General features: G+C 71.2%; 20 protein-coding genes. 6 read left to right on the top strand and 14 right to left on the bottom strand.

The genetic code is table 11. The features are described from left to right. The first annotated feature begins 40 nt into the window (after positions 1 to 40). On the top strand, positions 41 to 958 hold the full coding sequence (locus tag ABD830_RS12170) for a serine hydrolase (protein ID WP_344986774.1): 918 nt from the start codon (positions 41 to 43) through the stop codon (positions 956 to 958). Between the two features lie 145 nt (positions 959 to 1,103). Next, positions 1,104 to 1,739: a polysaccharide deacetylase family protein gene (locus ABD830_RS12165; protein WP_344986773.1), complete on the top strand. Its 636-nt coding sequence runs from the start codon at positions 1,104 to 1,106 to the stop codon at positions 1,737 to 1,739. Positions 1,740 to 1,748: 9 nt separating this feature from the next. Here ABD830_RS12165 and ABD830_RS12160 read toward each other — a convergent pair whose 3' ends face one another. The 9 genes from ABD830_RS12160 to ABD830_RS12120 all read right to left on the bottom strand — a co-directional run bounded on the left by ABD830_RS12160 (position 1,749) and on the right by ABD830_RS12120 (position 12,436). After that, entirely contained in the window at positions 1,749 to 2,918 is a 1,170-nt protein-coding gene (locus ABD830_RS12160) for an MFS transporter (RefSeq protein ID WP_344986772.1), read from the bottom strand. Between the two features lie 208 nt (positions 2,919 to 3,126). Further along, a complete protein-coding gene (locus ABD830_RS12155; RefSeq protein WP_344986771.1) occupies positions 3,127 to 4,635 on the bottom strand; it encodes an MFS transporter in 1,509 nt (502 codons plus the stop codon). Positions 4,636 to 4,670: 35 nt separating this feature from the next. After that, the gene (locus ABD830_RS12150; RefSeq protein WP_344986769.1) at positions 4,671 to 7,526 is read right to left on the bottom strand and encodes an ATP-binding protein; all 2,856 of its coding nucleotides are present in this window, start codon (positions 7,524 to 7,526) and stop codon (positions 4,671 to 4,673) included. A gap of 7 nt (positions 7,527 to 7,533) precedes the next feature. Further along, positions 7,534 to 8,277 carry an isocitrate lyase/PEP mutase family protein gene (locus ABD830_RS12145; RefSeq protein WP_344986767.1) on the bottom strand — a complete coding sequence of 248 codons (744 nt, stop codon included), beginning with the start codon at positions 8,275 to 8,277 and terminating at the stop codon, positions 7,534 to 7,536. Beyond that, positions 8,274 to 9,008, bottom strand: a complete 735-nt coding sequence (locus ABD830_RS12140; protein WP_344986766.1) for a hypothetical protein — start codon at positions 9,006 to 9,008, stop codon at positions 8,274 to 8,276. The genes ABD830_RS12145 and ABD830_RS12140 overlap by 4 nt, the downstream gene beginning before the upstream one ends. 51 nt (positions 9,009 to 9,059) lie before the next feature. After that, entirely contained in the window at positions 9,060 to 9,725 is a 666-nt protein-coding gene (locus tag ABD830_RS12135) for a DUF998 domain-containing protein (RefSeq protein WP_344986764.1), read from the bottom strand. Continuing rightward, positions 9,722 to 10,942, bottom strand: a complete 1,221-nt coding sequence (locus ABD830_RS12130; RefSeq protein WP_344986763.1) for a glycosyltransferase — start codon at positions 10,940 to 10,942, stop codon at positions 9,722 to 9,724. The genes ABD830_RS12135 and ABD830_RS12130 overlap by 4 nt, the downstream gene beginning before the upstream one ends. Positions 10,943 to 10,960: 18 nt before the next feature. Then, positions 10,961 to 11,782, bottom strand: coding sequence for a DMT family transporter (locus ABD830_RS12125; protein WP_344986762.1), 822 nt, complete (start codon positions 11,780 to 11,782; stop codon positions 10,961 to 10,963). A gap of 36 nt (positions 11,783 to 11,818) precedes the next feature. Next, positions 11,819 to 12,436 (bottom strand): DedA family protein, encoded by a 618-nt coding sequence (locus ABD830_RS12120; RefSeq protein ID WP_344986761.1) that lies wholly within the window; start codon positions 12,434 to 12,436, stop codon positions 11,819 to 11,821. A 390-nt stretch (positions 12,437 to 12,826) separates the two neighbouring features. Here ABD830_RS12120 and ABD830_RS12115 point away from each other — a divergent pair, with 390 nt between their 5' ends. After that, positions 12,827 to 14,026, top strand: a complete 1,200-nt coding sequence (locus tag ABD830_RS12115; protein ID WP_344986760.1) for a sensor histidine kinase — start codon at positions 12,827 to 12,829, stop codon at positions 14,024 to 14,026. Next, positions 14,019 to 14,957, top strand: coding sequence for a DUF1700 domain-containing protein (locus tag ABD830_RS12110; RefSeq protein WP_344986759.1), 939 nt, complete (start codon positions 14,019 to 14,021; stop codon positions 14,955 to 14,957). Before ABD830_RS12115 ends, ABD830_RS12110 begins: the two co-directional genes overlap by 8 nt. Here the strand turns inward: ABD830_RS12110 and ABD830_RS12105 are convergent. Both ABD830_RS12105 and leuE read right to left on the bottom strand, forming a co-directional pair. After that, complete coding sequence (locus ABD830_RS12105; RefSeq protein WP_344986758.1) at positions 14,865 to 15,506, bottom strand: VC0807 family protein; 642 nt, start codon at positions 15,504 to 15,506, stop codon at positions 14,865 to 14,867. The two genes, ABD830_RS12110 and ABD830_RS12105, sit on opposite strands and share 93 nt — an antisense overlap. Before the next feature lie 215 nt (positions 15,507 to 15,721). Further along, on the bottom strand, positions 15,722 to 16,366 hold the full coding sequence (leuE, locus tag ABD830_RS12100; RefSeq protein WP_344986757.1) for a leucine efflux protein LeuE: 645 nt from the start codon (positions 16,364 to 16,366) through the stop codon (positions 15,722 to 15,724). Positions 16,367 to 16,604: 238 nt separating this feature from the next. Between leuE and ABD830_RS12095 the strand changes: the two genes are divergently transcribed. Continuing rightward, positions 16,605 to 19,673, top strand: a complete 3,069-nt coding sequence (locus ABD830_RS12095) for an AfsR/SARP family transcriptional regulator (RefSeq protein WP_344986756.1) — start codon at positions 16,605 to 16,607, stop codon at positions 19,671 to 19,673. Here the strand turns inward: ABD830_RS12095 and ABD830_RS12090 are convergent. From ABD830_RS12090 to ABD830_RS12080, 3 genes are read right to left on the bottom strand one after another with little or no spacing between them, the layout of a single operon-like run. After that, on the bottom strand, positions 19,646 to 21,232 hold the full coding sequence (locus tag ABD830_RS12090) for a CocE/NonD family hydrolase (RefSeq protein ID WP_344986755.1): 1,587 nt from the start codon (positions 21,230 to 21,232) through the stop codon (positions 19,646 to 19,648). The two genes, ABD830_RS12095 and ABD830_RS12090, sit on opposite strands and share 28 nt — an antisense overlap. Beyond that, the gene (locus ABD830_RS12085; protein ID WP_344986754.1) at positions 21,229 to 21,990 is read right to left on the bottom strand and encodes an ABC transporter permease; all 762 of its coding nucleotides are present in this window, start codon (positions 21,988 to 21,990) and stop codon (positions 21,229 to 21,231) included. Before ABD830_RS12085 ends, ABD830_RS12090 begins: the two co-directional genes overlap by 4 nt. Further along, positions 21,987 to 22,898 (bottom strand): ATP-binding cassette domain-containing protein, encoded by a 912-nt coding sequence (locus ABD830_RS12080; RefSeq protein WP_344986753.1) that lies wholly within the window; start codon positions 22,896 to 22,898, stop codon positions 21,987 to 21,989. The genes ABD830_RS12085 and ABD830_RS12080 overlap by 4 nt, the downstream gene beginning before the upstream one ends. A 286-nt stretch (positions 22,899 to 23,184) precedes the next feature. Here ABD830_RS12080 and ABD830_RS12075 point away from each other — a divergent pair, with 286 nt between their 5' ends. Next, a complete protein-coding gene (locus ABD830_RS12075; RefSeq protein ID WP_344986752.1) occupies positions 23,185 to 24,429 on the top strand; it encodes an RNA-guided endonuclease InsQ/TnpB family protein in 1,245 nt (414 codons plus the stop codon). The last annotated feature ends 340 nt before the right edge of the window (positions 24,430 to 24,769 follow it).

Genomic DNA, 24,769 nt, shown 5'->3' with positions numbered 1-24,769 from the left:
GCTCCTCGTGTCCCCCCGATGAGATCATGGGAGTGGGCGCGTGCGTGCGAAGTGGATGGCGGCCTGGCCGGTGCTGGTTCTGGCGCTGATACTGGCGGCGGGGTGCGGGACCGAGCGGGAAGTGATCGCTCCAGTGGCGGTGAAAGCCCCCATCAAGGTGGCCCGCTGCGTCATGAAGTTCCCCGCCCCGCGGGCCGCCGCGGCGGCCCGCGTCCGCCTCCAACGCGACATTTCCCAATACGTGAGCAAGCGCCCCGGCCGGATCGTCTACGCCGCGCTGGACCTGGCCACCGGGGTGTCGTTCGGCCAGGGGGAACACGAGCACGACATCATCACCGCCAGCGGCGCCAAGGTGGACATCCTCGCCGCCCTCCTGCTCCGCGGCACCGGTGAGCTGGACGACGGCGAACGCGACCTGGCGGTCCGCATGATCACCGAGAGCGACAACAGCGCGGCGGACACCCTGTGGTCACGCGTCGGCTCCTCGATGAGCGATTTCTACGAGCGGATGGGTCTCCGGGAGACCACACCGGGCCCCGGCATCTACTGGGGCGGCACCACCACCAGTCCCGCCGACCGCGTCCGCCTGATGAAGCTCCTGGTCAAGGGCGGCAAGGGCATGACCGCGCCCGATCGGAGACTGGTGCTGGACCTCATGTACCGGGTCCAGAAGGACCAATCATGGGGCGTCAGCGCCGCGGCCCGCCGGGGGGACCGGGTGGCGCTGAAGAACGGCTGGACGCCGCGCCCGTTCGCCTACAACACCTGGGCCGTCACGAGCTACGGCCGCATCGTGGGGCCGGACCGCGACCTGCTGCTGTCGGTGCAGACGGACGAGCAGCCGGGGGAGGAGGCGGGCATCGAGACCATCGAGGGCGTGGCCCATCTCATCGGCACCCGCCTCGACACCCTCTCGCCGACCATCACCCGCCCGTGCCCGACCAGACCGTCTATTTAGCCGCTCGCCCGTCATGGTCCTGCGGTCTGTGATTCCATGATCACCCATGAACGCAGCAGCAACGGGCGTGCGGAGGAAGTGGCTCAAGCTTCTCGCGGCCCTTCTCGCCATCCTCCTCTTAGGAGCGTTGGGCCTTTATCGGCTGATGAACGCGCGGACCTTCCAACTGGCCGGAGAGCTGATCGACCGCGTGGCGACCGACGAGAAGGTCGTCGCCCTGACCTTCGACGACGGCCCTGACGAGCACGCTCCCGAGATCATCGACATTCTTGACGAGCTGCGCGTCCGCGCGACGTTCTTCGTCATCGGCTCCCAGGTCGAAGCCCGGCCCCAGGCCGCGCAGGCGCTGGTGGCCCACGGCCATCAGCTGGCCAACCACACGTACACCCATCAGCGGATGATCTTCGTCTCCCCCGCCACCGTGGCGAATGAGGTCGAGCGCACCGATGCGGCCATCCGGGCGGCGGGGCAGCGCGACGAGATCCTCTTCCGTCCGCCGACAGGCAAGAAACTGCTGATGCTCCCGCTGTACCTGGCCGACCATCAGCGGCGCACGGTCATGTGGGACGTGGAGCCGGACTCCGGCAAGACCCCCACCGCCGCCGAGATCGTCACGGCTGTACGCGAGGAGACCAGGCCAGGATCGATCATCTTGCTCCACCCCTGGTACGCCGGCGGGCGGAACACTCGCGAGGCCATCAAAGGCCTGGTCACCGGCCTCCGCGAGCAGGGATATCGATTCGTCACGGTCTCAGAGCTGCTCGCCCTGCGACGTCGTTAGGCCACGTTCTCAGTCGTCGTGGGCGATGTGCATGAGCTGCCGCCACAGCAGCACCACGAACACCGCGGAGCCGGCGAAGGCGAACCAGAAGGGCGCTGCGACACCGAGGCGGGTGGCCAGGACACCGCCGATCAACGAGCCGACCACCAGACCGCCGAAGACGCAGACGGTGTTGACGCTGCCCACCCGGCCCTGCAGTTCGTGCGGGACCGCGCGCTGGCGGACGGTGGACGAGGTCGTGCCCCAGATGAACGCGTGCGCGCCGAAGACCAGGAAGATGCCCCCGGCGACCCACGGCGAATGGGTCAGTGCCAGGCCCAGGTGAGTGAACGTCTCGATGATGAGGCCGATCCGCATCAGGGCGCCGAGGCTCATCCTGCGGGTGATGGCACCGTACAGGCCGGTGCCGATCAAGCCGCCGATCCCGCCGATGGTGGTCATCAGGCCGAAGCCCATGGCGCCGAGGCCGAGCTGCTCCTGGGTGTAGAGGACGAGAACCGACCAGGCCGCGCCGAACGTGAAGTTGAAGATCAGGATGGTGAGCGCCAGCGTGCGGACCGCCGCGTGCCGGATGGTCCAGCTGAACCCGGCGATCAGTTCCCGTACGGTGTTGGGCGTGGGATCGCCGGCCTGTCGGCCGTGCGGCGGCAACGTGATCCGGGAGACCAGGACGATGCCCGCCACCACCAGGAGCAGCTGGCTCGCGAACGGCCAGGTCATGCCCAGGCCGAACAGCGCCGCGCCGATCGGCGGCCCGGCGAGCTGATTGAGCGTGATGAACCCCGTGCCCAGGCGGGCATTGGCGATGACGAGATCGTCCCTGCTGACCATCATGGGGGTCAGCGTGGCCGTCGTGTTGTCGGCGAACACCTCGGCGATGGACCGCAGCGTGAGCGCCGCCAGCGCCGTCGCCACGGTCACGGTGCCGGTCACCATGAGCGCGACGAGCGCCGCCAGCACCACGGCCCGCACCGCGTTCGCGATGAGCACGATCGCGCGCCGGTTGTACCGATCCGACAGCACGCCCGCATACAGGCTGAACAGCAGCGGCGGAGCCCAGCCCACCAGGGCCGACAGCGAAATCATCAGCGGGTCGCGGGTCAACGTCGCGATCAGCAACGGGCCCGCCGCGGCCGCGAGCCCGTCACCGAGATTCGTCAGCCAGCTCGAGGCCAGCAACCATCGGAATCCTGTCCCGAGCCGGGCAGGTAGGACTCGCTCCACCACTGTAATCACGAGCGCAAAACCATACGTTTTGAGGGCGTCTACGGCAACGCGTTTTTGCGCTGAGCGGTGAGAAGGGGCAAGGCGACCGCGCAGCCTGAGCAGCGCAGGCTCCGTCGCGCGCTGCCCGAGCTCCCAGCGTTTCCTCCGGGGTTCTCATGGGTCATGCCCTGGCCAGCGCCTCCTCCGGGATGACCTTCGGCACGCCGCGCAGCCCGACCAGTGCCACCAGGGCCACCACGACCAGCAGTCCCGAGGTGACCAGCGAGGTCAGGTGCAGCCCGTCGATGAAGGCCACCTGTGCCGTCCGTACGAGCGTGGCCGCCTTCTCGGTGGGCAGCGCCTGCGCCGCGCGCATCGCCCCGGCGATGGACTCCCGTGCCTCGCCCGTCGCCACGGAGGTGGCGGTGGCGTCCAGGCCGGCCCGGTACGCGGTGTTCAGCACCGTGCCGAGGATCGCGATGCCGAGCGCCCCGCCCAGCTCGAACGCCGTCTCCGACACCGCGGCCGCCGCCCCGGCCCGTTCCCTGGGGGCGGTGGCCAGCACGTTGTCGTTGTTGACGGTGAACGTGAACCCGACCCCGAGGCCGCCGACGAGCATGAAGGGCAGCAGCGTGAGGTAGTTCAGGGACAGGCCGAGCGTGGAGTAGTACAGGAACGCGCCCGCGTTCATGGCCAGGCCCAGGGCGACCACGCCGTTCCTGCCGATGCGGTGCACCAGCCGGGCGGCCAGGATGCCGCCGACCGCGCCGCTCAGGCCGCCGGGCAGCTGGGCGAGCCCCGCCTGGAGCGGCGTCCAGCCCAGGACGAGCTGCAGGTACCAGCCGAACATCAGCATCATGGCGGACATCGTGAAGATCGCCAGCAGGTTCGTGAGGATGGACGCGCTGAACGCCCTCCGCGTGAAGAGCCGTACGTCGATCATCGGTTCGGCCAGCCGGGTCTGCCGCCACACGAACAGGCCCACCAGCAGCACCCCGGCCGCGCCCGCCGCGAGCACGTCGGCGTGCGCCACACCCTTGTGCGCACCCTCCTTGACCGCGTAGACGGCCGTCACCACGCCGGCGAACGACAGTGCGGCGCTGGCCAGGTCGATCCTGCCCGCATGGGGGTTGCGCGACTCGGGCAGCACCATGATCCCGGCGGCCAGCACCAGCAGCATGATCGGCACGTTGATCAGGAAGACCGAGCCCCACCAGAAGTGGCCGAGCAGCAGCCCGCCGACGACCGGGCCCACGGCGAAGCCGGCGGCGCTCATCCCGCTCCAGATGCCGATGGCCGCGGTCCGCTCGCCCGGCTCGGTGAACACGTTCCGGACGATCGACAGGGTGGACGGCATGATCGTCGCGCCGGCCACGCCGAGCAGTGCCCTGGCCGCGATCAGCAGCTCGGCGTTGGGCGCGTACGCGGTCACCGCCGAGGCGGCGCCGAAGGTGGCCGCGCCGATCAGCAGGAGGCGCTTGCGGCCGATGCGGTCGCCGAGGTTGCCCATGGTGACGAGGAGGCCGGCCAGCGCGAAGCCGTACATGTCGCCGATCCAGAGCAGTTGCGTGGAGTTCGCGCCGAGGTCGGTCACCAGCGTCGGCAGGGCCAGGTGCAGGACCGTGAGATCGAGTGACAGCAGGAGGGTGGCCAGGCAGGCGACGGCCAGACAGGACCATTTGTTCTTCATGGCGCCCACTGTCCAGGGGACGCCTGACCGCGGACCTACCGCTCGCTGACCATCCGGCTGACCTCGGCCAGCCCGACGTCGATGCGCTCGCGGGTGTCCTCGGTGCTGTACCAGTCGCGGGGGCATTCCTGGTGTGCCTGAGTCAGGAGGGCCCGGGCGGCGTCCAGGTCACCGAGCGACAGCGCCACCTCGCCCAGGCCGAGGTGCGCCCGGGCCAGGATGTCCATGGAGCTGTTCCTGCGTGACAGCTCGGCGGCCAGCGTGTAGTCGGCCCGCGCGCCCTCCGCTTCGCCCAGGCCGTGCAGGGCGTCGCCGCGCAGGCACAGGGACTCGGCGATCTCCGTCTTGGCGCCCAGCTCGTGCGCCACCTCCAGGGCTTCGTCGGCCAGCGCGTACGCGACCTGATAGTCGCCCTGCTGCTGGTGGAGCTGGCCGAGCCCGGCCAGCACCAGTATGGTTCCCCAGCGTTCGCCGATCGCCTTGAACGCGGCCAGGCTCCGCTCGAAATGGGCCACCGCCTCCTCCGTCCGGCCGAGCAGGTCCAGTACGAACGCGGCGCCGGCGAAGGCGAGCGCGTGCTGCCAGGGCGGGAGACCGACGGAGTGCTGCATGACCAGCTCGTAAGCTTCGGAGTGGTCGCCCGGCGGTCCTTTGAGGCTCGACAGCAGCATCATCAGGAGCTCGATCCGCTGCGGGATGTAGACCGTCGGCAGCAGCTGCTGGACCTCCGCCAGCCGCGCACGCAGCTCGTCGTCGATCTCCCCGGCCCAGGCGGTGATGAGCACGCACATGACGTACTCCTCCTCCATGCCCGCGGGCCGGACGGAGCCGAGCGCGGCCAGCAGCTCGGAGGCGAGGGCGGCGCTGGAGGTGCGGTGGCCGCGCATCCACCAGTAGCAGGCGCCGTAGGCCAGCAGCCGCAGCCCCATCTCGAGCCGGCCCGACTCGGCCGCCCAGCGCACCGCGGCGTTGAGGTCGGCGCTCTCCTCGTCGAGCCGGGCCAGCCAGTCCAGCTGCTGGTCGGTACGTAGCAAGGGGTCGGCCGTCACGACCAGGTCGAGGTAGTAGCCGGCGTGCGCCTCGCAGACCTCGTCGACCTCGCCGGACTCGGCCAGCCGTTCCGCGCAGAACGCCCTGATCGTCTCCAGCATCCGGAAACGCCCGTCCACGAACTCCACCAGCGACTTCTCCGCCAGCGAGAACAGCACCTCCTCCGGCAGCCCGCACACGCGCTCGGCCGCCTCGGGCCGCGCGCCGCCAAGGAAGACGGAGAGCCTCCTGGCCAGCCGCTGTTCGTCCTCGTCGAGCAGGTCCCAGCTCCACGCGACGACCGCGTGCAGCGTCTGGTGCCGGGGCAGCGCCGTACGGCTGCCTCTGATCAGCAGCCGGAACCGATCGTCGAGCCGCGCCGCCACGTCGGACACCGAGAGGGTACGCAGCCGCGCCGCGGCCAGCTCGATGGCCAGCGGCAGCCCGTCGAGCGCCCGGCAGATGCGCACGACCTCCGCGGCGTTGTCCGCGTCCACGGCGAAGCCCGGCCGGACGGCGGCGGCGCGGTCGGCGAACAGCCGGACCGCCGGATACTCCGTGGGGTTGCCCGTGGGGTTGCCCGTGGGGTCGCCTGAGGAGTTGCCCGCCTCCGCCGGGGGCAGCCGCAGCGGCGCCACGGGCAGGATCGACTCTCCGGTGATGCCGAGCGCCTCGCGCCCGGTCGCCAGCACGCGCAGCCCGGGACAGGCGGCCAGCAGCGCGTCCGCCAGCTCGGCCGTGGCGGCGACGAGGTGTTCGCAGTTGTCCAGCACCATCAGGACCTGCCGGTCGGCCAGCGCGGTGACCAGCCTCGTGACCGGGTCCACGGCGGGCCGGTCGGGGCCGTACATCAGGGTGTCGCGGATGTCGAGCGCGGCCAGCACGGCCCTCGGCACGTCGCCGCCGTCGGAGACCGGCGCGAGCGGTACGAAGCACACGTCGCCGGCGGCGCGCTCCGCCGCCTCGATCGCGAGCCGGGTCTTGCCCGCGCCGCCCGGGCCGAGCAGCGTGACCAGCCGGTTCGCCCGCAGCCTGGTGCCCACCTGCTCGATCTCCTCGTCCCTGCCCACGAAGCTGGTGAGCTGGGCACGCAGCCCCCGCCGCTGCCTGGGCGCGGGGGCCGCGGGCGCGCCGAGCGCCGGGTCAGCTCTCAGCACGGCCAGGTGGGCGGCGGCCAGTTCGGCTCCGGGCTCGACGCCCAGCTCCTCGTCCAGGACCTTCCTGGCCTCGTCGTAGACGGTCAGCGCCTCCGCCTGGCGCCCGCTGCCGTAGAGCGCCCGCATGAGCTGGGCACTCAACCGCTCGCGCAGCGGGTGCGCAGTGGTGAGCTGGCGCAGCTCGGCGACGAGCTCGCGATGCCTGCCCAGGTCGAGGTCCGCCTGCACGCGGTCCTCCGTGGCGGCCAGCCGCAGCTCCTCCAGCGCCGCCGCGGCGGCCTCGGCGTGCGGGGCGTCGGCGAGCGGCGCGCCCCGCCACAGGTCGAGCGCCTCCCGCAGCAGCGTGGCGGCCCGGCCCGGATCGCCGGCGGCGAGGGCCTGCCTGCCTGCCTGCGCGAGCAGCTCGAACCTGCGCGCGTCGACCTCCTGCGGGTCGGCCACCAGCCGGTATCCCGCCGGGTGGAACTCCACCAGCTCCCGGCCGAGCGCCCGGCGCAGCCTGGACACCTGCGACTGCAGCGCGTTGGCCACGCCCTCCGGGGGCCTGGGGCCGTACATGCCGTCCACGAGCTGCTCGGCGCCGACGATGCGGCCGGCGTGCAGGGCCAGCAGGGTCAGCAGCGCCCGCACCCGCGGACCGCCGAGCGTAACCGGCTCGCCGTCCTCACCCAGCACGGCCGTGGGCCCGAGGATCTGGAAGCGCATGCCTCGATTATCGGGGCAGCAGGGCCGAGATCTCCGCGTATGTCGGCATCGGCGGTGCCTGCTTCCCCTGGGCGGCGAGCGCCGTCGCCACCGCCTCCCCGAGCGCGGCGCGGTACAGCAGCGACCCGGTGCTCACCCTGGCCACACCGGCCTCGGCGAGCTGGGCCAGGGTGGGGCCGTTCGGCTGATGGAGGACGTTGAGCGGGAGCGGCGTGCCGGCCGCCACCTCGGCGATCTCCTTCAGGTCGGTCATCCCGGGCACGAAGATCCCGTCGGCGTGCCCGTAGGCGGCCACTCTTTCCATCGTGTCGCCGCCGGTCTTCAGCCAGTACGTGTCCGTGCGGGCGTTGACGAACACGCCGTGTCCCTTGGCCGCCTCGATGATCCGCTGGTGCAGCTCGATCGGGCGCAGCGTGCCGTCCGGTCGGCCGTCCTCCAGGTTGACGCCGACGGCTCCGAGCACGGCCAGGCTCGCGACCAGGTCGGACACCTCGGCGGGGTCGTCGCTGAACCCGCCCTCGATGTCCACGGTGACCATGACGCCCAGGTCCTTGATGGCCTCGACCAGTTCGATCGTCTCCGCCTTGGTCGCTCCGGTTCCGTCGGGCTTTCCGTATGCGGCGGCCACGCCGAGGCTGGTCGTGCCGATCGCCGGGAATCCGTGCGCGGCGAGGAGGGCGGCGGAGCCGTAGTCCCACGCGTTCGGCAGCAGCAGCGGATCTCCTGGGCGGTGCAGGTCGTGGAAGTTCATTCGGGCCTCCTGGCGGGCTTCCCGTGGAGCAGGGCCTCGAGCACGCCCGCGGCGAGCGCTAGCGCGTGGGCGGGTGCCGGGCAGGGACGTACGCCGTACCCGAAGGTCAGATGGGGAGTCCGGCCGCCTGAGGGGTCGCGGTTGGCCGCCACGAGGTCGATCGTCACTTCCTCGCCGGTCTGCGTGTCGAGCCTGCGGGTGGCCTTGAGCGGCGGGTCCTGCTTGAGCGTCTCGTTCAGCAGCGTCTCGATGTCGTCTCCGGGGTGGGCCTGCCTGAGCGCGTTCTCGATGAGCGCCTCCGTGGCGGCGTGCCCCTGCAGCAGCAGCGTGATCTCGGGGATGCCGGCCAGCTCGAGCAGCTCGGCGACGGCGGCGTCGGCCTCCGGGCTCTCCTCACCGGACAGGTAGCCGGCCGCGGCGGCCGGCACGGCGCTCGTGTCCTTGACGCCCAGGGCGGCGCCGAGCACGGCCGTGGGCACGCCCCGCCAGTCCCCGTCCCGTTCCGAGGTCATGGCTCTGGCCGCCGGTCTCAGCTCGGCGGGGTCAAGCGCGGCCAGCCGTTCGACGAGCAGCCGGCGCCGCCCGGCGTGCGTCTCGCCGGCGCTGAACCGCGACACCTGGGCGCGCAGCCAGGCCAGCGTCCCCTCCTCGGCGTCCTGGCGTACGGGAGGGGGCACGTACCTCGGATCGGAGAGCACCGCTTCGGCGTCCGCGTGGCGTGTGATGAGCATGGCTCCACGCTAGAACGGGGTAGTTTCGTCGCCGGTCGAAAGATGGGAGCATCAGGCCGCCAGCCGTTCCGACCGTTCCGAGGGCCGGGGCTCGGCCGGGCTCGCCGAGGCCTGGACGGCGGGCCGCCTTCCGAGGCAGGCCAGGGCCATGGCGGTCAGCAGCGCCATCTCGGCCAGCACCAGGCCGCGCTCCAGCAGCCCGTAGTAGGCCGAGCCGTCGATCAGCGTCGAGGTGATGGAGGCGGGGTGCGCCGCCAGGTAGACGACCAGGGTGACCGCGGAGGTCACGCTCAGGGCCCGGACGGCGTTCCATCGGGGCGCTGCGGCCCGGCCCCTCGCCAGGGCCCAGCCGGCGACCGGCAGCGAGGTGAACACGACGGCCGCCGCCCACCGGTGGATCTCGCCGGTCATCGAGCCGATCGGCGACGGGTCCGTGGGGAAGATCGCGCTCAGCATCAGCCCCGCCGCTCCGGCCAGCAGCAGCACCCTGGTGGCCGCGGTGCGCGCCGGGTCGCCGGCCGCGAGGCCGTACGCGAGAGACAGGCACGTCCCCGCCAGCGCCAGCATCCCGATCAGCACGGGCACGAGCCCGCCTGAGACCAGCGCGTAGTCGCTGAGCAGCGTCTGCGCGGGCAGGGCGACCTGCGCGTACGTCAGCGCGCCCGCGGAGACGACCGTGCCGGCGACAGCGCCCAAGGCGCTCTGGCGTGTGATCATCGGGTCACCTCATCGTAGATCTGCTCGAACCGGGCGAGCGACGACTGATGGTCGTGGGTGAGCGCCAGCTCCCTGCTGGCCTTGCCGAACCTGGTCCGCAGGCCGTCGTCCGTGAGGATGGACGTCAGATGCCTGGCCAGCGCGACCACGTCGCCCGGCTGGAACAGGTAGCCGTTGTCGTCCACCAGGTGCGGCAGCGCCATCGCGTCGGCGGCCACCACCGGCAGCCCCGAGGCCATGGCCTCCAGCGTGGCGATGCTCTGCAGCTCGGCGATGCCCGGCATGGCGAACACGTCGGCGGCCGCGAACGCCTGGGGCATGTTCTCGTCGGGCACGAAGCCCAGGAAGAACACCCGCTCGCCCACGCCGATGCGCTTGGCCAGCCTCTCCAGCTCCGCCCGCTGGTTCCCCTTGCCGACGAACGCCACCTGCGCGTCGGTCTCGTTCAGCACGAGCGGCAGCGCGCGTACGAGCTCGTCCAGGCACTTCTCCTCGTCCAGGCGGCCGACGAACAGGACCGTGGGCCGGTCGGGCAGGTCGAACAGCTTGCGTGCCCACGCCTTGGGCTCGGAGTGCGGGTGGAACCTGGCCAGGTCGATCCCGCAGGAGACCGCCTCGACCTCGCGGGCGAAGCCCTGGTCGGCCAGGAGCCCGGCGGCCAGCGGCGTCGGGGTGGTGATGTGGTCGGCCCGGTTGAAGATCCGGCTGAAGTCGCGCCAGGCCAGCCGGCCGGCCCTGGCCCGCAGCCGGTCGGGGATGTGGCAGAACTGGAAGAGGTTGTCGGGCATGAAGTGGTTGGTGGCCACGACGGGCACGCCCGCGCGGCGGGCGGCGGCGATGGCCGCCCGGCCGACCACGAAGTGGCCCTGTGTGTGCAGGACGTCGGGCTTGATGTCCGCGACCAGCCGGTCGAGCCGGGTCGGCACGGTGAAGCGCATGGTGGGGTGGACCGGGATGGGGGCGGAGCGCAGCCGGTGCACGATCACGCCGTCCACCACGTCGGCGGTGGGCGGGCCCGCCTCAGACTGGCAGACCACGTGCACCTCGTTGCCGCGCTCGGCCAGGCCGGTGGCCAGGCGGTGCGTGAAGTAGGCGGCGCCGTTGACGTCCGGCGGGTAGGTGTCGGTCGAGATCAGGACGCGACGGGGACGCTCGGGGGCGATGACGGTCTCGGAAGCGATGACGGTCTCGGGGAGCGAACGCAGGGGCATGGCCATGGCAGTGAGACTCCGTTTTCACACAGGGGTGGGGGAATTGCGGTGGGCTTCCAGCGGGCTGGTCCGGGCGAGCGCGATGGTGCCGGCCGCGGTGAGAGCCGCGGCCAGGACCGGCGCGATCCCGCTCGGCAGGGGCTCACCGAGCAGGAGCGCGCCGAACGCGACCGCCGTCAGGGGGTCGGCGATCTGGAGTGAGGCGAACGAGACGCCGAAGTGCCCGGCGGCGTAGGCCCGCTGGAGCATCATGAGCGCCAGCAGCGCGGGCACCGGCAGCGCGAGCAGGTACCACCAGTTCCAGGCGCCGTCCACCAGCACGCGCATGAGGGTGGCGGTGGCGCCGTACAGCACGCCGGAGCTGGTGGCCAGGAGCGCGGCCCGGCCGGCGGGCGAGACCGCCTTCGAGCCGGCCCACAGCAGGACCGCCGCGACGCCGGCCACGCCGAGCAGCGTGAGCACGCCGCTCGGGCTGAGGTAGGTGGGACCTTCGGAGGCGGGGACGAGCAGCACGAGCCCGACCAGCCCGGCCGCCACCACGCCGGCGGCCGTCAGCTCCCTGCGCGAGGGCCTGCGGCCGTGCAGCGTGGCGGCGATGGGGAGGGCGAACAGCAGGCTGGCCACGCCCATCGGTTGGACGATGGTCAGCGGACCGAGGCCGAGCGCGACGATGTGCAGGCCACCACCCGCCAGAATGGAGGCGCCGCCGATCAGCCAGCGCGGCCTGCGCAGCAGCGTCAGCAGCCCCGGCTTGGCCGACTCGACTGCCTCGAACTGCTGAAGCGCGGCTCCGAGCGCGAAGAACAGCGAACCGACCAGGGCGATCGCCGCGGCCAGCAGAGTCATGCGCACTCCTTTCAGACGGATGGTTGCCAGGCAGGGTCAAACGGACGTGTCCGCAGGAAGACGTTCTGGGGAAGGCTGGATGGCGCGTCGCTTCCTGAGCCATCTCACGACCTCGACGACCGCGGTGATGGACACCGCGATGCCGAGGCCGAGGAGCAGGCCCTTGAACGGGTCGTTCTCGAACGCCATCCCGCCGAAGAAGCCGATCAGCCCGGAGTACACCGCCCACGAGCTCGCCGCGATCGCGTCGAAGAACGTGAACGAGCGCAGCGGATGCCGCACGGCGCCCATGGTCAGCGTGGTCGCGGTGCGCCCGCCGGGGATGTACCTGGCCGCGACCAGGACGAGACCGCCCCGCTCGGCCAGCGCGCCGCGTGCCCAGACGAACGCCTTCTTCTGCTGCAGCCTGCCCGCCGACCTGTTGCCGATCAGGTAGGAGATGTGGTCACCCGCGAACGCGCCCAGTGCCGCGACCAGGATGACCAGGGCCAGGTTCGTCTCGCCCGACGCGGCGAAGACCGCGGCGGTGATCACTGAGGTCTCGGCCGGCACGATGGGGAAGAACCCGTCGAGCAGCGCGAGGGCGAACAGCGCGGCGTACAGCCAGGGTGATGACATCGCCTGCTGGACCAGGTCGAGGATGGCGTGCGACATGAGCGTGGACTCCGATCGTTAGGGCACCCACACAGCGTGTCGGCGTGGGCGGGCCTGGGACATCGGGGATGCCCCGGGTCGAACGCGGACCCATCCCTTAAGCGGGTCAGGGCCGGTTCCCCATGAAGGTAGAAACTCCGCAGGTCACGGCACATCGGACGATCGGTACGCGACACCCCCTACTTTCGTCAGGGGCCCGGTTCCGACCTCCGGTTGACACCATCGATCAAACCGGCTTCCGCAGGCGGAAACAGGAGTGGAGGTAGGCGCTTTCGAGGTGGTGCTAGCTCTACCGCGACGGGGGGCGAGGCCCCACCCTGACTTTCGTCAGGGTCGCCGGCCGACTTTCGGGCAGGCCCCCGCGCCCGTGGGGCGGATAACGTCGGTGCGGTGAGACGTCTTCGCCGCGAAAGCCGCCGCCAGGTGGTCTACGACCTGCTGCTCTGGGCCGTGCTCGGCATCTTTGTCGCGGCCATGGGTCCTGACCCGTTCCAGGACCCGGCCGCGTTCGGCATCGTGACCGTGCCCAGGATCGGGCTGGCCTCGGTGGCGGTGCTGGTCGGCCGCCGCTGGCCGCTGGCCGCGCTGATGCTGCTGCTGCCGCTGGGGCCGTGGCGGTTCAGCGAGGGGTTCGCGACCGTGGACCTGAGCTGGCTGCTGCCCCGGCGCGGCGTGAAGATCCTTCCGTTGCTGGGCTCCTCGCCGTTCATCATGTGGTACGCCTACCTCAGCGGGCGGCGCCTGGCCGCGATCTGGCCGGCGCTGGTGGCCTTCTGCCTGATCTCGGTCGTCGGTGTGAGCGTGGTGCTGGCGCAGGGCGCCGATCTCGCCCTGTGGGTGTCCATGGTGACGGGGCTGCTCGGCACGTACGTGGTGCCGTACCTGCTGGGGCTGCTCAGGAGGAGGCTGCTGCACCAGCGCACGCAGGCCAGGCTGTCGGGCGAGGCGCAGGCGAGGCTGCGCGAGAGGGCCAGGATCGCGCGGGACATGCACGACTCGCTCGGCCATGACCTGGCCCTGATCGCGGTCAGGGCGGCGGGGCTCGAGCTGGCAGCCGGGCTGGACCAGGCGCATGTCAAGGCGGCGGGGGAGCTGCGGCTGGCGGCGGCGGACGCCACGGAGCGGCTGCGCCAGATCATCGGACTGCTGCGTGAGGACTCCGACGTGGCGCCGCTGTCACCCGTGGACGAGGACGTGGCCGAGCTGGTGCGCCGGGCCAGGGACTCGGGCATGCCGGTCACCCTGGACCTAGCGCCCGGGCCGGTGCCCGGCCTGGCGCACGCGGTGGTGCAGGAGGCGCTCACGAACGCGGCCAAGCACGCGCCGGGTGCCGCCGTCACGGTGCGGATCGCGCCCGGCCGCGTCACCGTGCGCAACGGCCGGCCGCGGGGCCGATCGACCGCGCTGCCGGGCGGGCTGGGGCTGGCGGGACTGCGTGAGCGTGTCCGGCTCGCCGGCGGCACGCTGACCGCCGGGCCGGTCGGCGACGGCTTCGAGCTGGACGTGACCATCCCCCTCAAGGGCGAGGAGGATCCCCACGGCTCGGGAGGGAATCGGCGGCCCGGAGCGCGACGCTCGGGGCATGACTGAACAGAGAGTGGGCATCGGGCGCGTCACCGCCGCGATCGTCGCGGTCGCCGCGATGCTGCCGTACCTCACGTTGAAGGTGCTCTGGCTGACGGGCAGCTCGATCGGCACCACCGATCCCGGCCTCCTGGACGATCCGGCGATGGTCGGGCTCAACGCGATGACGTTCGGCATGGAAGCCGTCGGGCTGCTGCTGGCGGTGGCGTTCGCCACGCGCCGGGGGCTGCGGCTGCCCGCCTGGCTCGTGCTGCTCCCGCTCTGGGTGGGCACCGGCCTGCTCTCGACGGTGATCGTCACGGTGCCGATCATGGTGCTGGGTGGTGGGCTGTCGGTGTTCGAGACCGGCGGGCCCATCGAGCCGTGGATCTACATGATGGTCTACGGCGGGTTCATCGCGCAGGGCGCCGGGCTCATGGTGGCCTTCGCGCTCTACTCGCGCGACCGGTGGCCACACGTCTTCACCACCCGGCTCGATCAGCCCTTCGCGAGCGCCACCAGGTCGTTCCAGACGGTGGTGGCCTGGGGCGCACTGCTGGTGGCCGTGCCGATCGGCGCGATCAAGCTCTTCGGGGGCCTTCAGGACGCTGTGGAGGGCGGGTTCGCCGTGGCGGGGGCCGTCGCGCTCGTGCTGGTGGTCGGGCGCCGGGGGCACGGCCCGTTCTGGCTGCCGCTGGTCGTGGCCTGGCTCGGTGCCGGCTCCCTGTTCAGCGGTGGGTTCTACGAGATGATCGTCAGTTCCGTGAGGGCGCCGCTCGGGCCGCTGGGAGGACTGGTGGAGCTGTTCGGCATGCTGACCGGGCTGGTCATGGGGATGTGCGGGGCGTTCCTGCTCATCGAGCGGTCAGTTGTGAGCGATGTGCAGCCGGTGCAGGACGCGCTTGAAGGCGTAGATCGAGAACGCGATCGCCAGGCCGCTGATCACGGCCACCGCTGACGTCCTCAGCACCATGAACGCGCCGAGCGAGCCCGCCAGGTACTCGTGGACCGCGAGGACGATGCTCAACGTCGAGTTCATCAGCAGCACGAAGGCCCACAGCAGCGTGATCCTGGCGAAGAACCTGCGTACCCGCTCGTGCCTGAGCACCGCCGACGGCAGGTGGATGTAGTCGAGCGTGAGCTTCTGCACGAGCGGCTTGTTGAGCCGGACGGAGGCGAGGAAGGCCATGCTGAGGCAGATCGTGCCCATCTCCGGCTGGATGAAGTACCACATCCACGTGCCGGTCCAGAACGCCACGAGGGCGCGGACCGTGACCGCGACCGCGGCCAGGAACATGGTCGCGGGCACCCTGACACGCCTGATCAGCCGCCAGGCCACGCCCAGGTAGACCCAGGCGACGGTGGCGATGAGCGCCCACTTGAATCCGAGGACCATCATGGCCAGGTAGAACACCGCCAGCGGTGCCACGACGCCTTCGAGCAGCTTCGGAGCCGCCTGCCGGGCGAGTGCGGTGAGGCGTGGGAGGGTGACTGGGGGATGGTTCAAGGCTGCTCCGCAGATAGGCCGACGATCAGCGTCTACCCGGGCTTCGGGGGACAAGGCTTTCCAGATGGAGCACTCGCCGTAATCAGAACGGCATCACCCGCGTCCCCGGGAAGCACGCCGGTGGCCTACCGTACCCGAGGCGAGGTGGTGCGACTGCCTCTTTTGACGCGTTCCATCTGGTTCCCACGAAAACAGCAGACCCTTTCGGCCGGCTTTCAGCTGAGTGACGTGGTGGCGAGCTTCGCGCCGAACCCGAGGAACAGGGCGCCGACGCCCGAGGTCAGAGCGGTGCTGAGCTTCCTGCGGCGGCGGAACTGGGTGGCCAGGAAGGTGCCGCCGAAGATCAGCGCCGTCAGGTAGAGGAAGCTGAACACCTGGATGACCGCCCCCAGGATGAGGAACGACAGCGCGGGGGTGGCGTACGACCGGTCCACGAACTGGATGAAGAACGAGACGAAGAACAGGATGGCCTTCGGGTTCAGCAGGCTGATCATCAGGGCCTTGCGGAACGGGCGCTCCTGGCGCTCCATCTTGACCTGCGGCTTCTCCTCGGTCGCCGTCCTCGATCTCCAGGCGCCCCTGATCATCTGGAAGCCGATCCACGCCAGGTAGCCGGCGCCCGCGTACTTGACGATCGTGAAGAGCAGCGGGTTGGAGCGGAGCAGGGAGGCGGCGCCGGCGGCGGCCAGGAACATCAGCACGGTGTCGCCGAGGAAGACGCCCGCCGCGGCACGGTAGCCCTGGCGGACGCCGTTGCGGGCGGCGAAGCTGAGCACGTACAGGGAGTTCGGACCGGGGAGAAGGATGATCAGGAAGGCGCCGATGACGTAGGCCCAGAAGTTCGTGATGCCGAAGAACATGCCGTTCGCTCCAGGGGAAGGCTTGACCGCACATCACGATATCTCGCCCGGCGCTAAACTCGCGCTTTACCTGCAATACCTATTTGTTTACTATGAAATGCAGCGGGTCCACTGATCGCGCTGTGGCTGGCGGCGCTGCTGTCCGGTGGGTTCGCGGTTCGAACGGGCACGGTCCGCGTGGCTAGGGGTGGCCGCGTGGACCGTGCCCTTTGCACGGCGGCAGGGCAGGATGTGACATGTGCGGATATCCATCCTTGGGCCGTTGGAGGTCGAGGGCGACGAGGGACCGGTCGCGGTCGGCGGGTTCAGGTTGCGGGCGCTGCTGGCCGTCCTGGCCCTGGAAGCCGGCCGTACCGTCACCGCAGAGCGGCTGATCGACGCACTGTGGCCGGACGAGCCCCCCGCCAACGCGGCCAACGCCCTCCAGACGCTGGTCAAGCGGCTGAGGGGGGCGCTGCGCCCGTACGAGGTGGTGGAGAGCAGGCCGGGTGGCTACGCGCTGGCCGTGGAGCCGGACGACGTGGACGCGCTCCGGTTCAGGAGGACGGCCAGGAACGGGGAGGGGCTGGAGCTCTGGCGGGGACCGGCGCTGGCGGACCTCACTTCGGTGCCGCTCCTGGCGAACGCGGCCGCCGCCCTGGAGCAGGAGCGCCTCGCCGCCGTCGAGAGCCGCGCCGAGGCGCGGCTGGCGGCCGGGGCGCCGGTCGAGCTGACCGCGGAGGTCGCCGCGCACCCGCTGCGCGAGCGGCTGGCCGCGCTGGCCATGCGGGCGCTGGCCGCCGAGGGCCGGCAGGCCGAGGCGCTGGAGCTGTTCGAGCGGACCCGCCGCACGCTCGCCGACGAGCTCGGCGTCGATCCCGGGCCCGAGCTGCGTGCCGCTCACCTGGCCGTCATCTCAGGAGAGGTACGCGCGCAGGCCCCACCGGTCCAGATCCGGCAGCGGGGCAACGTACGGGCCCCGAGGACCAGCTTCATCGGCCGTGAGGCCGAGCTGGACCAGCTCGCCGCCCTGCTCGGCCAGGCCAGGGTCGTCACGCTGGTCGGCCCGGGCGGCGCGGGCAAGACCAGGCTGGCCACCGAGGTGGCGCTGCGATCCGCAGAAGCGGCCTGGATGGTCGAGCTGGCCCCCGTCAGCGACCCCAAAGAGGTCATCGGCACTGTGCTGGACGTGCTGGGGCTACGGGACGACCGCCCGCCGTACCGCATGCCCTCGGACGGGGGCGACCCGGTGGCGCAGGTGGCCGAGGCCGTCGCGGGCCGGTCCGCGCTGCTGGTGCTGGACAACTGCGAGCACCTCGTCGACGCGGCCGCCGAGCTGGCCGAGCGGCTGCTCACCGAATGCCCCGACCTGCGGGTGCTGGCCACGAGCAGGGAGCCGCTCAACCTGCCGGGCGAGCACCTGGCGCCCATCCCGCCGCTCGCGCCGCCGCCCGTGGGCGCGGACCCCGCGCAGGCGGAGGCGTACCCGTCGGTCCGGTTGCTGCTGGACCGGGCCACCGCCGCCCGGCCCGGGTTCGCGATCGACGACGGGAACGTGGCCGCCGTGGTGGCGCTCTGCCGCCGGCTGGACGGCATGCCGCTGGCCATCGAGCTGGCCGCGGCCCGGCTGCGCACCATGACGCCGCAGCAGCTCGCCGACCGCATCGACGACCGGTTCAAGCTGCTCACCGGCGGCAGCAGGACCGCTCTGCCGCGCCAGCAGACGCTCAGAGCGGTGGTGGAGTGGAGCTGGGACCTGCTGAGCGCGGAGGAGCGGGTGCTGGCCAGGCGGCTCGGCGTGTTCGCGGGTGGGGCGACGCTTGAGTCGGTCGAGGCGGTCTGCGGGGGGACGGCGGACGTGCTGGGCGCCCTCGCCGACAAGTCGCTGGTCCAGGTCTCTCCCGAGGGCCGCTACTCCATGCTGGAGACCATCCGTGCCTACGCGCTCGAACGGCTGGCCGAGGCGGGGGAGGTCGGCGAGTACCGGCGGCGGCACGCGGCGTACCTGCTGGAACTGGCCGAACGGGCGGTGCCCGAGCTGCGCACGGCCGCGCAGACCGCCTGGCTCGAGCGGATGGCGCCCGAGCGCGACGACTTCGCCGCGGCGCTGCGCTGGGTGATCGACGAGCGGGACGTCGAGACCGCGCTGCGGCTGTGCGGGGCGCTCAACTGGTACTGGTGGATGTGCGGCTACCGGCGGGAGAGCACGGCCTGGGCCGTTCAGGTGCTCGACCTGGTGGGCGACGAGCCGCCGCCGGGGCTGGCCGCGGCCTACACGTCCTGCACGTTCGCGTACGGCGTCTCCATGATCGGCACGATCGCCAACGACCGGCCCGCCATGCTGGCGCTGTCGAACCGGATGGACCTCCTGGTCGAGCGGGCCGAGCGGGAGGGGCCGCTGCACCCGATGCTCAAGCTCAGCAGGGTCGTCATGGCCGCCGTGGCGGGCCGCGACGAGGTGGCCGCCGAGCTGCTCGAAGGGTACGTCGAGAGCGACGATCCCTGGCTGGCCAGCTCCGCCCGCATGATCGGCGGCCCGGGCCAGCGCACCGAGGAGGACCTCGAGCAGGCGGTGGCCGGGTTCAGGAAGCTCGGCGACCGGTGGGGGCTGACCGAGGCGCTCCTGGGGGTGGCCGAGCTGCGGGCCGTCAGGGGCGCGCCGACCGACGACATCATCGCCGAGGTCTGGGGCATGACCAGCCGCTGGGTCGGCGCCGATGAGGCGATCTCGACCCTGATCAGGCTGGCGGAGCTGCGCATGCGCGGCGGCGACCTGGACGGCGCGGGCGAGGACCTGGCCAGGGCCAGGGCCAGCGTGGACGAGGAGACCACGCCGCACTCGCTGCTGCTGCTCGGGATGGGCGAGGCCGCCCACGCCTGCCGACTCGGAGAGCTGGACCGTGGGCTGGAGATCTACCGCGGCCTGTTCGACGTGCTCTCGCAGGCTCCGCCCGTGGTGCAGCTCGCCGCCGCGCTCAGGACCGCGTACGGCCGGGCGCTGGCACAGAGCGGCGAGCTGGACGCCGCGATCGAGCAGCACCGGCTGGCCCTTGGCACACTTGGCACAGGCAACCCCGACCGGCCGATACTTTCGCTGGTGCTGGCCGGGTTCGCGCTGGCCGCGCAGGTCGCGGGCGACCAGGAGCGGGCCGCCGTGCTGTTCGGCGCGTCGTCGGCGATCGAGCCGTGCGACACCTCGCTCCACACGTTGGAGGGCCGGGAAACGGCCAGGGCCGCGCTCGGGGGCGAGCACTTCGAGGAGTGCTTCGCCAAGGGCGCGGCCATGTCGAGGGAGGAGGTCTACGGGATGGTCGGCAGCACGACGTAGGACGGGCCGTGCAGCGTGGTGGTGCCCTTCTCCGGATTCCGGCCGAACCTGGGGAAGTTCGAGCCCGCCACGTCGATCCTGATCCGGTGACCCGGCCGGAACGCGTTCGAGATCGCGCCGAGCCGCACCCTGACCTCGCGCACCTCGCCGGGCACGAGGTCGTCCACCCTGGCGACGCCGTCGGTCAGCAGCTCGGCCCGCCCGTCGGGGTGCACGTCGATCAGCTTGGCCGTGACATTAGCGCTCGTGGCGGTGGAGGAGACGCGCGCGACCAGCTCGACCTCGCCGCTCACCTCCACCCGCGCGCCGAGCGGCTCGGTCCGGTGCCGCAGCACGTCGTCGCGCTCGTCGAGGGGCCGCTGGTCGAGCGGCCCGAACGCGGCGAACGTCATGACCGCCCCGCCGAGCGTCGGCACCGGGGCACCGGGGTCGCTGACGAACTCGGCGGAGCCGCCCGCCACCGGCCTCGTGCTCAGCGTCCCGTCGAAGCCCAGGTGGTACGGGACGTGCCGGGCCCGCGAGACGGGCCAGTCGTCCTCGTCGCGCCAGGCGTCGTCGCCCATCACGAAGATCTTCACGCGAGCCCTGTCGCGCGCCGGCGCCCCGCGCAGCCAGCGGTCGAACCAGTCGAGGTGTATCCCGGTCCAGTCGACGGCCTCCTGACTGGCGTGGCCGCCGTAGTCTCGCCCGCAGATGGCCCGGTCGTGCGAGAAGTGCGTCCACGGGCCCACGATCAGCCGGGACTCGCCGCGCAGCCGCTCGTAGTGCTCGATGGAGGCGTCGCGGAAGTAGTCGTACCAGCCGGTGCTGACCAGCGCGGGCACCTCGATCCTGGAGTGGTCGACGACCCCGTCCCGCCAGAGCGGGTCGAGCGGGTCGGGGCGGTCCATCCACGAGGCGTAGAAGGGCACCAGGTCCGCCAGCAGCGGCTGGTCGCTGAGCGGCAGCCGCTCGGAGAGCTCCAGCAGGCGCTCGTCGAGCCGGTCGGGCAGGCCGATGGCCGCCAGGTACCTGTCCTTGTCCTCCTGCGTGGCGGTGCCCAGGGAGATCCGGCGGTCCAGCTCGTCCACGGCGAGTACCATCGCGCTGACGGTGAGGATGATGTTGAGGTTGGGTACGCCGCCGGGCTGGTAGACGGCTTCGTACAGCCCGGCGGGGGCGACGTGCGGCGCGATGGCCCGCAGGCCCTCCGGCCGCTCCTGGGCAGCGAGCAGCTGGGTAATGCCAAGGTACGAATCCCCATACATCCCGACATTTCCGTCGGACCACGGCGCGGTCGCCGCCCACCGGACCGCGTCATAGCCGTCGGCCGCCTCGCCCCCGATGAACCGGAACTCGCCCTGCGAGGCGCCCGTGCCGCGCACATCCTGAAGGACGACCGCGTATCCGGCGGCCACGAGGCGGGGCACGTCGAGGTGGAACCCGGGGCCCTCGACGGCCCGGCCGTACGGGGTGCGCGAGAGCAGCACAGGGAAGCGTCCGTCTGCGGCGGGCCGCCACAGCGTCGACACGAGCTCGACGCCGTCACGGGTGGTCATGGTCTCGGTGGTCTCGATCATCGGACTCTCCTGTTGTAAGCGCGAAGGGCAAGGGGGACGAAGAGGGCGAGCAGCGCGGCGGTCCAGCCGAGCGTGATCCACAGGTCTGACCCGTGCAGGCCGCCGGTCAGGAACCCGCGCAGGGCGCCGGCCAGGTGCGAGACGGGGTTGACGGACATCCACCAGGTCAGCCAGCCGGGCATGTCGGTGGCGGGCACGAAGGCGCTGCTGCCGAACGTGAGAGGCAGCAGGACGGCCGTCGAGATGCCCTGCATCGACGTGACGGACTTGGCCACCAGTCCGATCCAGGCCGAGCCCCAGCTCAACGCCATGGCCAGCAGCAGGACCAGGCCGAGCCCCGCCAGCGCGCTGAACGGGTCCGTCGTGACGCGGAAGCCGACGGCGTACCCCACGAGCATGGACATCGCGATCGTGATCAGCAGCGTGAGCAGGTCCGCCATGATGCGTCCCGCGAGGGGCGCCGACCTGGCGATCGGCATGGTCCTGAACCTGTCGAACACGCCGTTGCCGATGTCGGTGGCCAGGTTCATGCCGGTGGTGATCGTCGACATCAGCGCCACCTGGACGAGCACGCCGGGCAGCATGTACGCCACCGCGCCCGCGCGGTCGCCCCCGGCGGCGCCGCCGAACAGGTACACGAAGATGACGATCATGAAGACGGGCTGGAACAGCATGCTCAGGAGCTGGCCCGGACTGTTCCTGAGCGGGATCAGGCTGCGCCAGGCCAGCGTCAGCCCTTGGGAAAGAGCGGTGGTCATCGGTGGTCTCCGGTCAGGGTGAGGAAGACGTCGTCCAGTGAGGGCAGGCGCAGGGCGTGCTCGGCGAGCACGATGCCCGCGTCGTCGAGCGTCCGGAGCGTGGCGGGCGGCTCGGCCAGGTCGTGCACCGGGATGCTCACCACCCCGTCCACGGCCTTCGCGCCGAGGATCGTCTCGGCCTTCTCCAGGTCCGCGGCGCACAGCGGCTTGACGTCGAGCCGGTGGCCGCCCGCCAGCGCCTTGAGCTCGTCGGGCGTCCCGGCGGCGGCGACCCGGCCCCGGTCGATGACCAGCAGGTCGTCGGCGAGCTGGTCGGCCTCCTCCAGGTACTGGGTGGTCAGCAGCACGGTCACGCCGTCGGCGGTCAGCTCCCTGACCACGTCCCACAGCTCGCCGCGGGCATGGGGGTCGAGCCCCGTGGTCGGCTCGTCGAGGAACAGGATGCGCGGGCGGCTCACCAGGCTGACCGCCAGGTCGAGGCGGCGGCGCATGCCGCCCGAGTAGCCGCTCGCCGCGCGGCCGGCCGCCTCCTCCAGGCCGAAGCGGGCCAGCAGCTCCGCCGCCCTGGCCCGGGCCTCCGACCTCGACAGGCCGAGCAGGCGGCCCATCAGCAGCAGGTTCTGGGTGCCGGTCAGCTTCTCGTCGACCGAGGCGTACTGGCCGGTCAGGCCGATCAGCTCGCGTACCTTGCCTGCCTGGCGGGTCACGTCGTACCCGCCGACCAGGGCGCGGCCCGCGTCGGGGACGGCCAGGGTGGCGAGGATGCGGACCGCCGTCGTCTTGCCCGCGCCGTTCGGGCCCAGGACGCCGAGCACGGCGCCCGTCCTGGCCCTCAGGTCGACGCCGTCGAGCGCAGCCTTGTCGCCGTATCTCTTGACGAGTCCTTCGGCTTCGATCGCGTACTTCATGTCCCCAACGGTGTCCGGGCCCGCTGGCATCCCCCTGGCAGCGACCTGTCAGGGGGATGGTGCATGTCCGTAACTTTGGGCCCTTCCTAGGCGAGGCCGGGTCTTCAGTCGATGATCGACAGTGGTGCGCCGCCGCTTGAGGTGACGAAGTGGGGCGGTGACCAGAAGCGGCTGCCTCACAGGTACGTGCGGACGTGGCCAGAGAACTCCTCGCGTAGCAGCCGGGCTAAGACGCCCTTGACGTTTCCATTGCAGTGACGTGCATCACACGATAAAGTGTTCGACTGTGAGGCTTGTGGTGCACGTGAAGCTTTTGCCAACGCCTGAGCAGGCGGAGGCGTTGGAGGCGACCTTGCGTGCGTGCAACCATGCCGCTAATCAGGTCTCACGCCTGGCCCACGAGATGGGGGTGTTCGGCAACTACCGGCTGCGTAGGCACCTGTACGGAGAATTGAAGGCGGCCGGTCTGTCGGCTCAGCCCGCCCAGCACGTCATCAAAAAGGTCGCCGACGCCTACACCGCCCTGCGCGGCCTGATCCGCAATGGGCGCCTGGGCGGCCCGCGTTCCAAGCGCCGCCGTAAGGCGGAGTCCAAGCCGATCGCCTTCCGTCCCCAAGCCGCTCAGCCGTTCGATGACCGGTGCCTGTCCTGGCAGATCGACGCCCGCACCGTGTCCATCTGGACGGTCCGGGGCCGCCTGAAGAACATCGCCTTCACCGCATCACCGGAGCAGTTCAAGATGCTCGCCCTGCACCGCAGAGGCGAGAGTGATCTGATCTTCCGGGACGGGACGTGGTTGTTGTCGGCCACCTGCGAGATCCCCGAAGCGCCGATGAACGCCGCCCCGCAGGGGTGGCTGGGGGTGGACCGGGGCATCGTCAACCTGGCCACCACCTCGGACGGGACCAACTACAGCGGGCAGAAGTTGTCGCATTACCGGCGGCGGATGGCCCGCATCCGGGCCGAGTTGCAGGCCAGAGGCACCAAGTCCGCCAAGCGGAAGCTGAAGCGGCGGGCCCGGCAGGAGGCCCGGCATGCCACGCACACCAATCACCAGATAGCCAAAGAGATCGTGACCGATGCGCAACGCACCGGACGCGGCATCGCCGTTGAGGAACTGGCGGGGATCCGCGACCGGGTACGGCTTTGGCCTTCCCAGCGGGCCACGCTCTCGACTTGGCCGTTCCACCAGCTCGGCGCCTTCCTGGCCTACAAGGCCCGCCGCGTTGGCGTCCCCTACCTGGAGGTGGACCCGGCCTACACCTCCCAAACCTGCCCAAACTCCTGGTGTGGGCATACCGAGCGTAAGAACCGTCCCACCCGGGACGCCTTCATCTGCAGGTCGTGCGGCTTCGCTGGACCCGCCGACCATATCGCCGCCCTCAACGTCGCCAGACGCGCCAGGACGGCGTGGGTATTCGTCAACATGCCCAACGACCCCGCCGTGGAAAGTGGGATCAGTGCGTCCCGAGTCGGTCAGCCAGACCGGAACGTGAGGCGCAAGCCCAGGATTTCTGTCCTGCACAGTTGACTCTCGGGTCAGGCGGCGAGCGCCTGAGGAGGACCGGGTGAGGCGTCGAACAGCCACCTGCTGGCAGCCTTCAGCCTGATAGCGTCTGCGGGCCAGACGGTCCGCATCCTCGTCGACGCCGCTGACGCCTCAGGGGCCTCCCTGGTGGAGGCGGGCGTGGACGACGTCAGGATCACCCAGCAACCGTAGACCGCACCGCCGCTCCGCCGTACAAGATCCTGTGTCTTGTACGGCGGAGTCATGTTTGGGTCTTGTAAGCCTTCGGTGTCAAGGCTACGATCGCGCCAAATACTTAGGAAAGTTTCCTATAAGTTCACCGGTTCCGAGCCAGCCTCTCCTT

Source organism: Nonomuraea helvata, assembly GCF_039535785.1.
Classification (GTDB): Bacteria; Actinomycetota; Actinomycetes; order Streptosporangiales; family Streptosporangiaceae; genus Nonomuraea; species Nonomuraea helvata.
This window is presented reverse-complemented; position numbering and strand designations above follow the sequence as displayed.

What these genes read in the sequence shown, in the direction of transcription:
- ABD830_RS12165 (WP_344986773.1), top strand. Translation starts at nt 1,104, where the DNA reads ATGAACGCGCGGACCTTCCAACTGGCCGGAGAGCTGATCGACCGCGTG.
- ABD830_RS12155 (WP_344986771.1), bottom strand. Translation starts at nt 4,635, where the DNA reads ATGAAGAACAAATGGTCCTGTCTGGCCGTCGCCTGCCTGGCCACCCTC.
- ABD830_RS12150 (WP_344986769.1), bottom strand. Translation starts at nt 7,526, where the DNA reads ATGCGCTTCCAGATCCTCGGGCCCACGGCCGTGCTGGGTGAGGACGGC.
- ABD830_RS12145 (WP_344986767.1), bottom strand. Translation starts at nt 8,277, where the DNA reads ATGAACTTCCACGACCTGCACCGCCCAGGAGATCCGCTGCTGCTGCCG.
- ABD830_RS12140 (WP_344986766.1), bottom strand. Translation starts at nt 9,008, where the DNA reads ATGCTCATCACACGCCACGCGGACGCCGAAGCGGTGCTCTCCGATCCG.
- ABD830_RS12135 (WP_344986764.1), bottom strand. Translation starts at nt 9,725, where the DNA reads ATGATCACACGCCAGAGCGCCTTGGGCGCTGTCGCCGGCACGGTCGTC.
- ABD830_RS12130 (WP_344986763.1), bottom strand. Translation starts at nt 10,942, where the DNA reads ATGGCCATGCCCCTGCGTTCGCTCCCCGAGACCGTCATCGCTTCCGAG.
- ABD830_RS12125 (WP_344986762.1), bottom strand. Translation starts at nt 11,782, where the DNA reads ATGACTCTGCTGGCCGCGGCGATCGCCCTGGTCGGTTCGCTGTTCTTC.
- ABD830_RS12120 (WP_344986761.1), bottom strand. Translation starts at nt 12,436, where the DNA reads ATGTCGCACGCCATCCTCGACCTGGTCCAGCAGGCGATGTCATCACCC.
- ABD830_RS12110 (WP_344986759.1), top strand. Translation starts at nt 14,019, where the DNA reads ATGACTGAACAGAGAGTGGGCATCGGGCGCGTCACCGCCGCGATCGTC.
- leuE (WP_344986757.1), bottom strand. Translation starts at nt 16,366, where the DNA reads ATGTTCTTCGGCATCACGAACTTCTGGGCCTACGTCATCGGCGCCTTC.
- ABD830_RS12090 (WP_344986755.1), bottom strand. Translation starts at nt 21,232, where the DNA reads ATGATCGAGACCACCGAGACCATGACCACCCGTGACGGCGTCGAGCTC.
- ABD830_RS12085 (WP_344986754.1), bottom strand. Translation starts at nt 21,990, where the DNA reads ATGACCACCGCTCTTTCCCAAGGGCTGACGCTGGCCTGGCGCAGCCTG.
- ABD830_RS12080 (WP_344986753.1), bottom strand. Translation starts at nt 22,898, where the DNA reads ATGAAGTACGCGATCGAAGCCGAAGGACTCGTCAAGAGATACGGCGAC.